Raw genomic sequence first — 16,297 nt, 5'->3', positions numbered from 1 at the left:
CCTATCGCCTTCTCATGAAAGGCAGCAACGGTTTCAGGTAACCGGATAATCTCAGTTCAAGAAATTGGTAGGACAGGTAAGAAACGACCATTGTCATAAAAAGTGACAAGAAGAACATGGAGGTGCCCGTGCTATAAACCGGGTAACCCAGTCTTTTGAAAAAGTTACCCAAAATTACCACAACGGGTACGTGTACCAGGTAAACTGAAAACGACATATCGCCGACTTTTACCAACCAATCGGGGAAACGTATAGGGCGTCGCGCATTGTAAAAAATAAATGCGGTGAACATTAAGCCTGAACCCAATCCCCACTGCGAGGGCCCCAATCCGCCAAAAAATCCCGACCAGTATTGCCATAATGCAAGGGAGATGAACATAAACACAAGCCACACTCTTGAAAAAAGGGTTGCAAAAATGGGGAAGAGTTTCTCGTTTGTGTAAATCAGGCCGATGATGACGCCGTATACGAAGTTCCATATAATTGGATTCATGATCATGTTCAGATAGCCATTTCCATGGTCCGCTGTGCGCTGCGTTTCCAATGTGATGTAGCCCAATGTGCCAGGAAGGATGACGAGCGTAATGAAAATGATCACGAAGAAAACGTACCATCGGAACCGGTTAAAAAACATTGATATTGCCACCAGGCCGTAAAAGTAGATCTCATAATTCAGCGTCCAGCCAACCGGCAGAAATGCATAACCGTAAAAAGGCGGATCAGTGTGGGTGACGGGAATAAACAGAAGGCTTAGTATCAAGCTTTTAAAGGCGCCGGGTTGCAACCCGATCCTGCTCTGGAACAAAAAATATACGAGGGTAATTACCGCATAAGCAGGCCAGATCCTGATAAATCTCCGCGCCATAAACTTGTAGACCGAGAGAAGTGAAAATGTGGCATGTTTGGTAATGTAAACCATAATAAATCCACTGATCACAAAAAACAAGGCAACACCTGATGGCCCTGAATTGAAAAAATAATCGAGTTCCTGCTTAAAGGGCTCGTCCTTTCCGATAACGTCTTTGAGGTGGTAAATGGTGACAGTAAGTGCCGCAGCAGCTCTCAGAACCTGTATACTATTGATTTTGGACTCAAAAGGATTGCTTACCGTCTTTATCTCCTGATTCATTCTGTTAAATAAAAATTGGCGGTTTGGGATCCGGGCGTAAAGTAAGTTAAAGTTTGCTTCATGTTGTAATTTGTCAGGGTCCACCTGTGAATTTCCGGTCAAATGTAGGTTTCATCGGATAGCGGCACAATTTTAGTTGCCAACTGTAAACGTATATGGCAAAAAGTAAATCTCAGAACAATGGATCAAATATTGACAGTAAAAGATCAGATACAAATTGAAGCCCCGCTGAGCAAAGTCTGGGAAGTATTGGTGGCCCCGAAATATATCCGGCAGTGGGACGACCTTCCGTCCGGATTCGACGATTATTATCTGGAACCAGGCCGCGTCATTGAATGGACAGGCATAACCAGGCTTACCGTTACGGAAAGCGAACCGAATGAACTTTTGAAACTCTCGTTATATGTTGATAAATGGGAACTTCCACCAGCCGCATGCGACATTGCCTACACTTACAGGCTTTCAGATGCAGGGGAGGGCGTTTTGCTGGAAATAGAAATCGGCGACTTTGGCGTTTTGGAAGACGGTCAGACTTATTATAACTCGTCTCTTGAGTTTGCGCAGACGGCTCTTGAAAAAATCAAAAATCTGGCAGAAAACAGACTTTAATTGTGGTCATGAGTATATTTGTACAGATCACCGCCGAAAGTCATGCAAGCAAACACCAAACTATATTACGACACCAACGAAGTAGCCGAAATGGTCGGTTGCGAACCTTCTGCGCTTCGTTTCTGGGAGAAAAAATTCCCTCAGCTGAATCCCAAGCGGGATGCCCGGAACAGAAGGCGATATACCGAACGTGACATTGAGATCATCCGGAAGATCATGCACCAGCGTGATAAACAGGGTCGTACAATTAAGGGCGCTCGCGAACAGATGCGCAGGAAAGAAGAGTCTCAGCTCTTGATCCAGCGTTTGATGCGTGTCCGCAAGTTCCTGGTAGAGTTGCAGGAAACACTGTAATTTATTTCCTTAACCCTGCTTTTCCATGAAATATTTCCTCTTGTTCATGCTTGCCTGTGCTTCTGTGTCGTCTTATGCGCAGAAATTCCAAGCGACGAACATTCGTAAACACATTGAATTTCTGGCTTCCGATGAAATGGAAGGACGGGGAACCGGGAGCCTGGGAGAGATCAGGTCGGCCAATTACATTGCCGATATTTTTGGTGAACTGGGTTTGAAACCGGCCGGAAGCGACGCAGGATTTTTTCAACCATTTCAAGTAAAATATTCCATTGAAGGCAATCTGCACCAGGTTACCGGAAGAAATGTTGCCGGCTTTCTGGATAATGGTGCGAAAAAAACGATCGTGATCGGTGCGCATTATGACCATTTGGGAAAAGGCTTCCAGGGAAGCTCGCTTTCACCGGATAGCCGCAACAAAATCCACAATGGTGCGGATGACAATGCTTCCGGGACAACCGGGCTTTTGGAACTGGCCAGACACTTCGCGAAAAACAATATCACTGAAAAACACAATTATCTCTTCCTCGCATTTTCAGGGGAGGAGCTCGGTTTGCTGGGTTCGAAACACTTTACCGAAAATCCTACAATTCCGCTAGCATCCGTTTCGTGCATGGTCAACATGGACATGATAGGCAGGTTAAGCGATGAAAAAGGAATCATCGTTTCGGGCTGGGGAACAAGTCGGGTCTGGGGCAAACTGATTCCTGGACTGGCTAAGGCCCAAAATCTGAAATACACGGTGGATTCTTCGGGTGTAGGGGCGTCCGATCACACTTCATTTTATTTGAAAGACATTCCCGTTGTCCAGTTTTTTACAGGCGGCCATAGCGATTACCATAAAGTGAGCGACGACATTGAGCGCATTAATTTTGAGGGAGAAGCCAAAATCCTGACAATAATTGCAGGCCTGCTCGAAAACCTGGAAAAAGAAACCACTGATCCGCAATTTGTAACAGCCGCAAATCCGCATACTGGCAACAAAACAACAGATTTCAAAGTCACATTAGGGGTTATGCCCGATTACAGTTACTCGGGAAAAGGCTTGAAAATTGATGGCGTATCCAAAGCCCGTCCCGCCGAGAAAGCCGGCATCCAGGCTGGTGACATCATTACCAGGCTTGCCGGGAAAGAAATCACATCCATCTACGATTATATGGAAGTGCTCGGCAAGCATGAAAAAGGCGAAAAAGTGGAAGCAGAATTTTTGCGGGGCTCCGAAACAAAAAAAGTATCAGTCACTTTTTAATTCATAATTGCCCCGCGTTTTCCCAGTTCAATCGCCTCCATCTGGCTGATCAGCCCTTCGTGTATATTGAACCGCAGCAATGTGCGGAATTTATGAAAACCTTCCCGGCCTGCCGCGCCAGGGTTAATGTAAAGCATGTTGTTGAGCGATTTGTCCCGGATCACGCGCAGGATGTGTGAATGCCCGCACACGAAAATGTCCGGCGTCTGGGTTTTGAGTACCGGCATTACGATCGGGTTGTAACGTGGCGGCGCGCCGCCTATATGTGTTATCCACACCCGAAAGCCTTCTACGTCAAAATGCATATTTTCCACTGTTCTGGCCCTGATTTCATTGTTATCAATGTTGCCGAAAACAATCCGGCAGGGTTTGAAAGCTTCCAGCTGTTCAATGATTTTTATCGATCCGATATCCCCTGCATGCCATATTTCATCGCAGTTCGCAAAATGGTCGAACACCCGCTCATCCAGATAACCGTGCGTGTCTGATATTAGGCCAATTGTTTTCATTTGTTCAAAAAATATTTGGTGTCATAGTGACCTGTAGCCGCATTTTGTAACCGCAAAATAAATTAATAAATTTTTTCTTTGAGTTTAAGTAACTTATATATAACGATTTTATATATTGAGACACGAAATCTTAATTTAAGTTAATTTATTATTAACATCTTATAAAATGAGTTTTAAACTAATTTATTAGTTGTAAAGTTGCGTCAGTTTGTATATAATTGCGTAATGTAGTTTATCAGTTACAACCTACTACTCACATAACCATCAAACCAGCCTTGAAAAAAATCCTACTTCTGTTCTATTTATGTCTTCATTTCACGGCTGTGCACGCACAAACCGGAGGGCGCTTCACGCTTAAAGGCGTGGTTACCGACACCTCAGGCGCCTCATTACCTGAAGCAACTGTAATGTTGCTGCTTCCAAAAGACTCATCGCTGGTGAACTTTGGAAGAACTAACAAAGAAGGGGCATTTGAATTGAAAAACCTGAAACGTGCACAGTACATTTTCAAAGTTTCCTATGTAGGCTTCGTCCCATATCAGGAAACGGTCAACCCGAAAGACGGGGATGTGACGGATTTGGGCAAGATGAAAATGAAAGTGCTGCAAAAGGAGCTTTACGAGGTGGTGATCAAAACGGCCAGGGCGCCATTGAGCATTCGCGGCGATACGGTGGAGTTTGACGCAAGGGCATTTAAAGTTCCGCCGGGATCAACGGTAGAAGACCTGCTTCGAAAGCTGCCGGGTATGCAAGTGGACGCCGACGGGAACATCAAAGCACAGGGAGAAGAGGTCAAACGTGTAACGGTCGACGGTAAGCGCTTCTTCGGCGATGATCCGAAGATGGCGACCAAGAACCTTCCGGCAGAGGCCATCAATAAAGTGCAGGTTTTCAACGGGAAAACAGAGCAATCCAAAGTGACGGGCGTGGATGATGGGAAACGTGAGAAAACGGTGAACCTCGAATTGAAAGACAGCCATAAGAAAGGCGGTTTCGGCAAGGCCATTGCAGGCGTAGGAACGGACAAACGCTTGGAAGGAAAAGTGAGTTATAACCGCTTCGATGATAAGCAGCAATTTGCATTGCTGGGTTTTGGAAATAATACAAACCAATCAGGAATCGCAAGGAATGATTACCAGGATTTTAAAGGAAGCCAGTCGTTCAACTGGGGTGATGACGGTGACTTCGGTTTCAGCAGCGGGCGCTATTACGGAGGCGACGACATTACCATTCAGCCGAACTGGGGTGGAGGCGCATCGGAAGGTTTTACCAAAAACTTCGCAGGAGGTGCCAACTACAATTATGATAACAAGAAAACGAAGCTGAGCACCAGCTACTTTTATAACCAGACCAAGGCAATCATGGACGTGGAGTCACGTACAGAAAACTTCCTGACGAACGATTCTTACAGCTCCATTGCTAATTCAAAAACAATCGGGTTTACAGGCAATCACCGCCCGAGCCTCCGGTTTGAAAAAAACATTGACTCGCTGAACACCATTATCCTGATCAGTAATTCGCGGATCAATGCGGGCGATGACAACTTTGACAGTTACCAGCAGTCATTCCGCAACGAAGGCGTAGTTACTAACCAGTCGACCGTAAAGAATTTCAGCGAATACAATTCGTTCGCCATGGCCAACCTGCTTATTTATCGGCATAAGTTCAAGAAAAAGGGACGCAATTTTGCAGCAAGTGTTGGGTATAACATCAATAATGCGGATGAGAGCAAGGACCTGAGTTCAAACAATGTCTTCTTCCAGGATCCGACGAGGAACAGCATTATCAACCAGCTGAACGAAACGGAAAGCACCCGTGGTAACCTGAAAGGAAGCTTGTCATACATTGAGCCGTTTGCCAAGAAATTTTTCTGGGAGACGTTTTACAATTATAGCATGCGTAAGGATAAAGTAGACCGTGACGTGTTTGATGTTTCCGGCACCGAGCGCGAAGTGAACCAATCACTGACCCGCTACTATTCCAATGATTTTACTTACAACAGGGTAGGAACCAGCATTCGCTATTCCAACAAAGGACTGAATCTGGCTGCCGGGCTGGCTGGGGTGCAATTTGAGTTAAGGGGGAAATTCGCTTCGGATAAGGCAGCTGCCGATTTTATGCGGGTAAGCAAAAGCTACTTCACCTTTGTACCCAATGTTTCGCTGAATTATGACCTGAAAAACAACCGCTATCTGTACGCAGAATATGGTTTAAATGTCCGCGAACCTTCGATTACCGACTTGCAGCCTATCGTGGATAACAGTAACCCGCTTTTCATCACAGAGGGAAATCCGGACCTGATCCCATCTGCAACACACGGTGTGTACGCAGGCTATAACATGTTCAATCCAGCTAATTTTATCAACCTTTATATCGGTCTTTCTTATAATTATAATGTAAATCAGATCGTCTATAATCGGACTGTGAATGTAGAAAACCTGATTACGACGACCAAGCCTATCAATATTTCAGGTGGATACAGCTACGGCAGTTACGGAGGTTTTGGCTTTCCGCTGAAGAAAACGAAGGCAACCATGAACCTCAATGCCAGCATAAATTATAACAACAACATTACTTATATCAATGATGTTGAAAATGAGACAAATACAAACAGCTATAATTTTGGAACGCGCCTGGATTTGACGCCCAGCGATGCATTTACGTTTTATGGAAATGCGAACTGGGGTTTCAGTAATTCGGAATATTCTGTTAACACCACCCAGAACCAGAAGATCTTCAACGCCACTTATGGTGCGGATGTGAATGCGAAAGGGCCCAGGGACATTTACTTCAATGCTCGTTTTAATTACAGGATTTATAAAAATGACCAATTCGGCTTTGATCAGAAATTGCCGATCCTGAATCTCTCGGTTTATAAGATCATTTTGAAAAGTAAAAAAGGGGAAATCAGGCTTACTGCCAATGACGTGTTCAAGAAGAATCTCGGGATCACGCAGAATGTCAACCAGAACTTTTATACCGAAAGGAAAGTGGCGACATTATCCAGATATTTTATGCTGAGCTTTACGTATAACATGCGCGGTGTAACCGCTTCGGTACGCCGCAATAACAATTTTTAAAACATTGAAACAGAACCTATGAGAGCCGTAATTATAACAATGTTGTTGCTTGTTACCGCCGTCTTTTATGCTGATGCGCAAAAATCGGAGGGCGAAATTACTTACGAGAGGGTTTTCCACTGGACGCGGGTGTATTCGCGTCTAAGCTATTTGAGTCAGGAAGAGAAGGACAGGATGAAGCTCACCTGGGGCAATGATGACGAATCAAAGCAGGAAATGACGCTGATTTTCAATGATAAGCAAAGTTATTACGGCTATCCCAAAGTGGAGACATTATCGGAGGGCGGTTATTCCTGGACTAAGGAAGAGTTTAAAAGTTATCGCGACTATGAAAATGGCAAAATGACGGATCTGATAGCCATGCTTGGGAAAACCTACATTATTGAGGACTCCTTGCAAACGCCCAACTGGAAGGTGATGAACAAGATTAAGGAGGTGGCAGGCTACATGTGTATGATGGCAGTTACGGAGGACACTGTGAAAGGCCAAAAAATAACCGCCTGGTTTGCCGACAACATTCCGGTTTCGGGAGGTCCGCAGTTATACGGCGGTTTGCCCGGGATGATCCTTGAACTGGACGTGAATGACGGGGACATTGTTACAACGGCCAAAGAAGTGAAATTCAGGCCGGTTACAGCCGAAGAGCTGGCCATGCCCAAAAAGATGAAAGGGAAGAAAATCAATACGCAGAAATACAACGAATTGATGAGCACCCACATCCGCGACAGCATCAAAGCCCACCGTAACCCGTTCTGGTCCATACCTTATTAGTTTTTAATTAGAATTATCTGAAAACCTTAAAAAGGGAAGATTGTCAGGAACAATCTTCCCTTTTTTTGTACCTTTGCGACTTGAAAGCTACTATGTCCTGCGACGCATTGGCTCGATATTTTTAGAATTCGCTCACGTACCAATTTTTTATACATAACTCAATAGCTTTAATTAACCACCCTTTATTATGAAACAAAACGCTTTTGGCCGTTGCCATGCTCTTTATTCTTGGCTCGTGTGCGAGTAAGAAGAAGATGCTTTCTGCACAAAAACAAGCCAATGAAATCCAGATCCAACTCGACAAGGCACGCGCTGACCTGAACGATTGCGATAGCAGAACTGCCGGACTTAATAATGATTTGAAAGCGAAAAACGACGAGCTAACCAGCAAAAATGCAAAATTGAAAGAGCTGGAAGAACAAGTTGAATTCTTGAAAAAGAACAACAACAACCTGCTTGACCGCATGTCCGATCTTTCGGTTATCAGCAAAGAAGGCTCTGAAAGCATTAAAAAATCGCTTGCTATGATGGATGCACAGGGCATGCAGATCCGCGATTTGAATTCAAGCATCCAGAAAAAAGATTCTCTGAACATGGCTTTAGTATTGAACCTGAAACGTTCATTGGCTGATGTGAGCGATGAAGACGTTCAGATTGAAGTGAAGAAAGGCGTTGTTTACGTTTCACTTTTCCGACAAAATGTTGTTTAAATCCGGAAGCTCAGTAATCAATACACAGGCTGAGACGGTGTTGAGCAAAGTGGCTAAAATCCTGAATGACTACAAAGAAATCGAAATCCTGATCGAGGGCCACACGGATAATGTGCCCATCGCTACAGACAAAGTGTCTGACAACTGGGATCTTAGCGTATTGCGTGCTACGTCAGTTGCCCGTACACTTCAAAAGAAATATGGTGTTGAGCCAGTTCGCATGATTGCTGGTGGCCGTGGCGAATATTTACCCAAAGTGGCAAATGATTCAGCGCCTAACCGCAGCTTGAACCGTCGTACTGAAATTATTATTACGCCGAAATTGGATCAATTCTTTAACCTTTATACGCCCAACGCTGGCAAGTAATAGTTGAATTGCATTATTTCCAGAGCCCGTCCGGTACGACGGGCTCTTTTTTTGAAAAAATTGAAACACAAATTCCAATGTCTGACACTGTACCCAACCGGGAAATCATTGAGGCTGCACATAAGCTTGTTAAGTCGTACATTCACCGTACGCCGGTTCTGACTTCCGGTTTTTTGAATGATCTTTGTGAAGCAGAAATATTTTTCAAATGTGAAAACCTGCAAAAGATCGGCGCATTCAAAGCCAGGGGCGGGCTTAATGCCATTCTTTCCCTTTCAAAAGAGCAATTGAAAAATGGCGTTACCACGCATTCCAGCGGAAATCACGCGCAGGCCATTGCGTTTGCTGCGGCCAAGGTAGGAGCGAAGGCTTACATCGTCATGCCGGATAATTCGCCTTTAGTCAAAATTAAAGCAGTGGAAGGATATGGCGGACAGATTACTTTTTGTAAAAACACACCAGAGGAAAGGGAGCATACGGTTCAGCAGATCATCAAAGAGACCGGCGCGACATTTATCCACCCATTCAACAATTATGCAGTCATTGCGGGGCAAGCGACGGCAGCCAAAGAGCTGATTGAAGACTGTAAGGAGCCATTGGATATCATTTTTGCACCGGTTGGTGGCGGCGGACTGCTGAGCGGAACCGCCTTATCTTCCCATTACTTCTCTCCCGGGACGAAAGTTTACGCAGGCGAGCCGGAAGGTGCGGCCGATGCGGTGCTCTCATTCAGAAGTGATAAGATTGAGAAAGCACCTTATGTAAAAACCATTGCGGACGGTTTGCTGACTTACCTGGGAGACAAGACATTCCCGATCATTAAACAACATGTTACGGACATTTTGACCGTTTCGGATGAAGAGATCATTCAGGCGATGCGTTATTTGTGGGAGCGGATGAAGCTCGTGGTGGAACCGTCGGGTGCGGTTTCCCTTGCCGCTTTTATTAAAAACAAGGATCGTTTTAAAGGTCAGAAAGTAGGCATTATCCTTACAGGTGGAAATGTAGATCTTGGGAAATTACCATTTTAGAAGCACCTGGGCGCGATTTTTGTAATAAAATACAATTTAGTTGCGGTTGGATATGCGGTTAACAATTCATTGCCGTTATTAGTAGAAATTGCCGCACTCCGGTTTATTTAATTAGATGTTATTTACTCTTAATGTGAAAGTATGAAAAAGCTGATTTTTTGCTGCCTGGTTGTTTTAATGGGTTCTTGCAAAGATAAAGATGACGCTGTGGAACCGGAAGTGGACTACGCACCGGAATACGTGGGAAGCTATGGAACGCTGGTTGTGGACGGACCAACTTCGGTTCAAAATGACTGGGTTATCACGGCGACCGGAAAAAATCAACTGGCGATCGTTTACACAAGAAACATCCACGTGGAGATCGCCGGAACGGAGGTGGACGTGATTCAGGAATATAACCTGATAGACGTTAAAACGACCAAAGATTCATTCACGATCAATGAAACTGTGGATGTGAAGCAAGACAACGGAAAGCCATTAAGACATTTGGTAACCGGCGTTGCGACAAAAGTAGCTGGCGCGTCCGGGGTGGCTCAGTTGAATACAAATATAAAGCTGGCTGATCCAGCCAATGGAAAAACCTCATACGAAGGATATCTTGAATTCAAGAAGAAATAATAAAATCTGCGTAAACGAAAAAAGCGATTGGGTGCACTGTGCACCCAATCGCTTTTTTCGTTTTCAAACGCCACGTCTCTTTGATTTTATCAAACCGAAGTCCCGTCTATCACCGTCCTCAGCTTTTCATATATTACGATCAAAGGAAATACCGTACCCATCACGAGGCAGGTCAATGCAAAGGCCACTAGCCACAACATAAAGAGGGTAAATTTAGCAAGAACGACCATATTTAATCATTTTTTATTTTAACTAAGATCGTCTTTTCCCGCCTTTGGTTGCAAGCCGCAAATGTTATTTTTTGTTAATAAAAACTTGCTATCTGCCGCAAATTCCAACGAAATCGCAATACTGGCAAGTGCTCAGATCCGGCGTTTTTCGGAAGGGCACATCGGGGTCCAGCAGCACATTCAAAATGTCGGTAAGAATCACTTCCGACTTCTCGATAAATTGACCGGGAGCCAGCTCTTCGGTCAGGTCCAGCGGGTTTGAAATGAGATTTTTGGGATCACGGAAAGAGTAAAACCCGGATTTGACGGCATAGTCGCCAAAAGCGTAATTTTTGCCTGCTATTTTCAAACCCTGCTCGTCCAGCATCTTGCGATACATCAGATATTCGTACATCCAAAGCTGCCTCACGTAACCCATTTTACGGTCCGGATCGGTGCGAATCACTTCTTCTCGCCTTACAGGGTCCGCCAGTTTTTGCTTGCCGGTCAGTTCTACACTTCCGGTTTTGTAATCCATCACGTATAACGTTCCGTCTTCGCTTTGTTCGATACGGTCAATTTTTCCGCCTATGCGCACAGGCGTGTAGGCGCCTTGCAGGATAAGCTGGATTTTGGTGCTTAAAGGCTGCTCGGCTGCAAGAATTTTTCTTCTGGGCTGCTGCGACATCTGGTGTTTCAGAAAAACAAGGATCTGGTTTTCGCCTACCTGGTAATATATGCGGTTCAGGCCCATATCCGTCACATAACCTTTAAATTTATCATCAAATTCTTCCCGCAAAACGGCCTTGATCTGATCCTCGGAGGGGTCTGTTTTTTGAAGGAAAAACGCATTATCCAACCTTTCCAGCACGGCGTGCAGCCAGGTTCCGATCTTGTCCATCCCCAGCTCTTCCTCGACTTCCTCTTTTTCTTTCACGCCCACAATGTGTTTCAAATAAAACTGCATTGAGCAACGGATGAACTCATTTAAATGTGTCGGGAAAATGCCCTTACCAGCCAGATATGCTCTGATAACGGTTAGCATTGCCTCATCTTTGTGCACCACTTCTTCCAGCTCCTCCTGTTTGCGGTTTTCCAGGATAACTGTTCTGTTCCGGATTTTGATGAGTGGGTTATATTGTGCCAATTCATATTCCACTTGTCTGATAAACCGACTTTTTTCGCCGCCACCGGGTGCATCGTTTGTGCTCGTGTAAAGCATATGCACCTCTTTCGCGCGTTGCAGTAGCCTGTAAAAATGATATGACATGACGGCTTCCTGATGCTGGTGTGTGGGAAGTCCAACCGCCTGGGCAGCGTCGTAGGGAATAAGGGAATTTTGTCTTTTGGCCTGCGGGATCATTCCTTCATTCACCGAAAGAATAATAATTCGCTCAAAATCAAGCGCCCGGGTTTCGAGCATTCCCATAATTTGGAGATTGCTTACAGGCTCGCCACTGAACGGGATCTTGGTTTGACGGATTAATTCAAACATAAACGAACGCAATGTCCGCATGGTGATCATCTCCGCTTTTTCCTCAATCGTCTGCTCAAATTGTTTTAGTAATGTGTAAAAAAGATAGAGATATTCCGTTTCCAGCGCGTTTTTGTAGTCCTTGTAAACCTCCCTGAGCAGTTCTATCAACTGGTAAAAAGTCTGAATAACCTGTCGCGAATTGTTTTTTTGCCAATGCGTGAACAGGATTTTGAACAACGGATGATTATCGCTCAAAGCCATCAGGTCTTCGGGGCTTAAAAATACCTGATTCCCGCTCGTTATAGCCCAAAGCGTTTGCTGAATGATCGTCTGCCCGTCATTCAGCGGGCGCAGCGCAACGTGCTCATAATGTCGGATAAAGGGGTGATTAAGAACCTTATTAATGGATTTATGTCCGAATTTAGGAATACGGATCAGCTGACCTTTTTTGTTTTTAAATTCGACCACATTTTGTTGCAGCTCGAAGATGCTGTCTATCAATGTATAAAGCAGCGAATTGCGCATGGAAAGCCCCATGGTCACATTCAGGTCGCTGACGCTTTCGTCCAGGGAATACAACATAGGCGATAGCAAATTTTCATCTGCAAGCACAATGGCCGTAGGAATGGCGTCTCCCTGCGCGTCCAGTTCCCTCATATGCTTATAAAGCTGACCAGCCACTTTCGTTTGCAACGTTGCGTTGGGCACTCCGTAAATGGTGATATGCTTTTCCGAAGACATCAAATGGTCCGTGGTCCAGCTCCATGCACCGAATGCTTTGCTTTTTTGGTAGTCCCTGAGACTTTTTCCCGCTTCCACACCCACATTTTCCGACATATAATAACGGTCGGTATCCCAGAGCACTTCCGCTTTTTTTGCCTTGATCAATGCGCTCACAATAACCTTTTCAGACTCGGTAAAGGCATTGAAGCCTGCGAAATAGAGTTTTTCAAAATCACTTTTTCCAATTAAAAAACCCTCCACATCTTCCGCAACTTCCCGGTAAGCCATGCCGCGGTAAGCTTTGCCCTTGGCCAGTAAACGGTTACGAAATGAAATGTAAACCTTATTGATATTCTCAAAAAGCGAAAAATATTGCTTTGCCCCGCCTTCCGTTTGCAGCGTCTTGCCAGCAGGCAGGCTTTCCTGCCAGCGCGTGATAGCGTGTGCTTCCGTCAGATATTCAAACAGATAGGAAGTTTTTACGAGATATTGGTCAATGCGGTCGAGGTCATTGAGCAGCACCGAAGCCCAGCCCATAAAGCGGTCAAACTGCACGTCGGGATCTATCTCTTTGAATGTTTCGTAAAGATCAAACAACAAATGCACCGGATCTTCAATTTCCAATGTAGACATGCTTTCTACGAAATCGTCAACAGCCATCACGTTCGGGCTCATGAGAGGCTCCGTTGTTTCCTTCGCCAACTCCTGCATCAGAAAAAAAGCTGCCCTACGTGTAGGCACTATAATGCTTACCCTTTCCAATGCGGCATGGTTGCTGAGAATGTGTTTTGCAACAAGATTAAGAAAGGATTGCATGCTAATGTTTTCGTGAAAAAGTTAATGTATCCGGTCGCCGCGAGGGGTTAGCGACCGCATGATTTCGGCTTCCTGATGGAGCAGCTCTTTCCACCGCGCCCTCACCTCCTCAACAGGTAAGTATTTTTCAGCCAATTCTATGAAAGTGCGGTAATGTCCTGCTTCCGAGATCATTAATTCCCTGTAAAACTTTTGAAGCGATTCATCTTCAAGGGATTCCGATAATAATTTAAAGCGCTCGCAGCTGCGCGCCTCGATGAGTCCGCTGATGAGCAGGCGGTCCAGCAGGGCCCCTTCGTAGTCACCTTTATTACGCACCAGTTTCATGAGCTGGCCCACGTATTCATCTTTCCGCTGCCTGCCCAACGGGATATTCCGCCTTTTCAATTCTTTCAAAACGCGTTGAAAATGGCCCCATTCCTCTGCCACGATAGGCGCGAGCGTTTCTACCAATTCCGTTTTTTCAGGATAATGCACAATCATGGAAATGCATGTGGATGCTGCTTTTTGCTCGCAATATGCATGGTCAATCAGGATTTCGTCCAACTGCATGGCCACGATGTCAGTCCAGCGCGGATCGGTGGGCAGTTCAAGTCCAAGAGTGGTAAGCGATAAAGCCATAATGATGCTGAATGGTTAGTCAAACAACGGCCAGTTGATGCCGAAAGAAAAGGATCTGGGAAGGCCCAGGTAATTGGGAGCAATATAATAGCCCTTTGGAAAAAGGCCGAAATTTCCACCCTGGTTCAAGTACTGCATTTTAAAAAATAGCCGTACGCGCTTGATCCGCACATTAGCAAATCCATCAACAATAATATTGTCGCCAAGCCGATAGTCGTTCTGAATGTGAAACTGCTGCGTAACAGGCATGTAACTATCTGCAAGATAACCCGACCGATATCTTGCCGCCAAACCTAGCTGGATAAAAAGGACTTTGGCATACACAAAATCATAAGTAACCTCGCCGCTGGCAAAAAGCGCTGGAATGCGGATAACGTCTTTGTTATCATTCAATGTCAGGAAACCCATGGTTGTGAAATTCCATCTTTTCAGATTAATCCCGGAATTAAACCCAATCCTGAGCAATCGGAAGCCCGAGTTCAGCTGTTTGGGCAGCGCGAGCGTGTCATAGTAAATGTAATCATTCACCTGATGGATCTGGATTTCCGGCACGAATGATATTCTATCTGTTTTTAGAGGCAAGGATGCATAAATGGTTTGCACTTTGGTCGGGTCGAAGTTGTTCCGCCAGTCGAAATGATTGCTGAAATAGCGCTGCACGAGCAAATCGGGGGCCGTCTGGATGCTCTGGAAACCTGCTTTTCCCCAGCGCGTGCTCAGTTCGCCTTTTAAGCGATATTCCACATTGGCAGCTAGGTTAAGGTCTGCCTCGGCGGTGAGATAATTAACCGAATCTTTCAGATAATAACCCAACCAGGCACCTATAATGTTGTCGAATTTCAAACCTGTCCGGTAAGTTGTATAGGTTTCACCGATCTCATTGCCTAGCTGCGTGGCGGCACGCATGCCGTAAAAGCGCTGCCGGATGTAAGCCCGGTAATTAAAGCCCGAATAAAAACCTTTGACCCCGACCTTGTTATCGAAGAGCTTGTAATAAATGTCCTGTCGTGTTTTTTCAAAATCGAATTTTGCAGCCGGATAAACCCCTTTTTCTAATCCCCGGCTAATCGCAAGGTCGGTATAACGATCGATGACCGTAGAATAATCCGCTTGCTGGAACACCTGAAAACCATTGGCAAGCCGGTATTGCTGGTAAACGTGCAATCCCTGCCTTCTTTCCCACGAGTTGGCATCATCACTGATCCGCGCCGCGCCGTCGTAAGAATATTTGTCGACAATGCCGTCTTCGTCCACATTCGGGATCACACCGCCTTGCTCACGCACTTTCTGGTTCATGTGCCTGTAATGAGCGAGGATCAGATATTTTTTGTTTTTGGAAAAAAAACTGGTGTGCATTAAAAACGTCCAGTTTTGACCCAGAAAAGCGCCGGAGTTTAAGTTGTTGACGAACCCGTATTGTTTGTTGGAAGTAAGCCTTCTGAACCCTAAACCGAAATTGAAACGGGCATGTACATTCTGTGTATAGGAAAAGCTTCCCAGGGAAGTTTTACGCGCACCGGAAATGAAATTAAGCTCGGTATGCTGCGATTTTGTATCCATATACTGCACTTCCTCCGGTTTAATCGCATAGGCATCGTACGATCTGAAACCAAGTTGAGTCCCAATGTCTTCACGGGGTTGAAAAAGCAGGTTTCTCGTTGCAGTAACCGTGTTTCCCAGGTCCGTAAGCTTTCCCCACGAACGGTCCACCGGCGTCCAGCGGTGAAAGTTTGTCAAGTTCGTATCCACCCGGTAACGTGTCGAATCCCGGTTGTTCAGAATGTCATTCTCAAAGTAATGATGGGTTGTTGCAGGGCCGTAAATGTTCTTTGTGCTGTCGTCCAGGATCACGCCTCCCGTTTGTGATCCGCCCGTGCTGCCTTGCTGGCCGCGCGCGCCGCCGCTGCCTGTATTACCCGGCATTTGCATGCCGCCGGGCATCCTTACCTGCGCGTGAATGGTCGGTGTGAATAAAATAAGGCTGCCTAAAAAACACAGTATTATATAAAAAGCAATTCTCATAG

General features: G+C 45.4%; 14 protein-coding genes. 9 read left to right on the top strand and 5 right to left on the bottom strand.

The window, feature by feature from the left end; translation table 11 throughout:
* Position 1: 1 nt before the first annotated feature.
* Entirely contained in the window at positions 2 to 1,129 is a 1,128-nt protein-coding gene (locus MUK70_RS12135; protein ID WP_234652381.1) for an acyltransferase family protein, read from the bottom strand.
* Positions 1,130 to 1,309: 180 nt separating this feature from the next.
* On the opposite strand from MUK70_RS12135, the gene MUK70_RS12130 reads away from it, so the two are divergent.
* From MUK70_RS12130 to MUK70_RS12120, 3 genes are read left to right on the top strand one after another with little or no spacing between them, the layout of a single operon-like run.
* Positions 1,310 to 1,738: an SRPBCC family protein gene (locus tag MUK70_RS12130; RefSeq protein ID WP_234652379.1), complete on the top strand. Its 429-nt coding sequence runs from the start codon at positions 1,310 to 1,312 to the stop codon at positions 1,736 to 1,738.
* A 42-nt stretch (positions 1,739 to 1,780) separates the two neighbouring features.
* Entirely contained in the window at positions 1,781 to 2,092 is a 312-nt protein-coding gene (locus tag MUK70_RS12125) for a MerR family transcriptional regulator (protein ID WP_234607458.1), read from the top strand.
* Between the two features lie 25 nt (positions 2,093 to 2,117).
* Entirely contained in the window at positions 2,118 to 3,341 is a 1,224-nt protein-coding gene (locus tag MUK70_RS12120; RefSeq protein ID WP_234652377.1) for a M20/M25/M40 family metallo-hydrolase, read from the top strand.
* On the opposite strand, the gene MUK70_RS12115 is transcribed toward MUK70_RS12120, so the two are convergent.
* Complete coding sequence (locus tag MUK70_RS12115) at positions 3,338 to 3,850, bottom strand: metallophosphoesterase family protein (RefSeq protein ID WP_234652374.1); 513 nt, start codon at positions 3,848 to 3,850, stop codon at positions 3,338 to 3,340. The genes MUK70_RS12120 and MUK70_RS12115 overlap by 4 nt on opposite strands.
* Positions 3,851 to 4,125: 275 nt before the next feature.
* On the opposite strand from MUK70_RS12115, the gene MUK70_RS12110 reads away from it, so the two are divergent.
* From MUK70_RS12110 to MUK70_RS12085, 6 genes are all read left to right on the top strand, one after another.
* Positions 4,126 to 6,930, top strand: a complete 2,805-nt coding sequence (locus MUK70_RS12110) for an outer membrane beta-barrel family protein (protein WP_234652373.1) — start codon at positions 4,126 to 4,128, stop codon at positions 6,928 to 6,930.
* 18 nt (positions 6,931 to 6,948) lie between these two features.
* Positions 6,949 to 7,701: a GLPGLI family protein gene (locus MUK70_RS12105; RefSeq protein WP_234652372.1), complete on the top strand. Its 753-nt coding sequence runs from the start codon at positions 6,949 to 6,951 to the stop codon at positions 7,699 to 7,701.
* A 215-nt stretch (positions 7,702 to 7,916) separates the two neighbouring features.
* Positions 7,917 to 8,411: a coiled-coil domain-containing protein gene (locus MUK70_RS12100; RefSeq protein WP_244784818.1), complete on the top strand. Its 495-nt coding sequence runs from the start codon at positions 7,917 to 7,919 to the stop codon at positions 8,409 to 8,411.
* On the top strand, positions 8,401 to 8,778 hold the full coding sequence (locus MUK70_RS12095) for an OmpA/MotB family protein (protein ID WP_244784816.1): 378 nt from the start codon (positions 8,401 to 8,403) through the stop codon (positions 8,776 to 8,778). The genes MUK70_RS12100 and MUK70_RS12095 overlap by 11 nt, the downstream gene beginning before the upstream one ends.
* 77 nt (positions 8,779 to 8,855) lie before the next feature.
* On the top strand, positions 8,856 to 9,809 hold the full coding sequence (locus MUK70_RS12090) for a threonine ammonia-lyase (protein WP_234652370.1): 954 nt from the start codon (positions 8,856 to 8,858) through the stop codon (positions 9,807 to 9,809).
* Positions 9,810 to 9,950: 141 nt separating this feature from the next.
* The gene (locus MUK70_RS12085) at positions 9,951 to 10,427 is read left to right on the top strand and encodes a hypothetical protein (RefSeq protein ID WP_234652361.1); all 477 of its coding nucleotides are present in this window, start codon (positions 9,951 to 9,953) and stop codon (positions 10,425 to 10,427) included.
* A 318-nt stretch (positions 10,428 to 10,745) separates the two neighbouring features.
* On the opposite strand, the gene MUK70_RS12080 is transcribed toward MUK70_RS12085, so the two are convergent.
* The 3 genes from MUK70_RS12080 to MUK70_RS12070 are packed head-to-tail and all read right to left on the bottom strand — an operon-like array spanning position 10,746 to position 16,295.
* Positions 10,746 to 13,652 carry a PD-(D/E)XK nuclease family protein gene (locus MUK70_RS12080; RefSeq protein WP_234652359.1) on the bottom strand — a complete coding sequence of 969 codons (2,907 nt, stop codon included), beginning with the start codon at positions 13,650 to 13,652 and terminating at the stop codon, positions 10,746 to 10,748.
* Between the two features lie 21 nt (positions 13,653 to 13,673).
* Positions 13,674 to 14,273: a MiaE family protein gene (locus MUK70_RS12075; protein ID WP_234607449.1), complete on the bottom strand. Its 600-nt coding sequence runs from the start codon at positions 14,271 to 14,273 to the stop codon at positions 13,674 to 13,676.
* Positions 14,274 to 14,288: 15 nt separating this feature from the next.
* Positions 14,289 to 16,295: a putative porin gene (locus tag MUK70_RS12070; protein ID WP_234652348.1), complete on the bottom strand. Its 2,007-nt coding sequence runs from the start codon at positions 16,293 to 16,295 to the stop codon at positions 14,289 to 14,291.
* Between the last annotated feature and the right edge of the window lie 2 nt (positions 16,296 to 16,297).

It is taken from the genome of Dyadobacter chenwenxiniae, assembly GCF_022869785.1.
Lineage (GTDB): Bacteria > Bacteroidota > Bacteroidia > Cytophagales > Spirosomataceae > Dyadobacter > Dyadobacter chenwenxiniae.
Note: the sequence above shows the minus strand (reverse complement) of the source record. Positions and strands in the feature narration are given on the sequence as shown.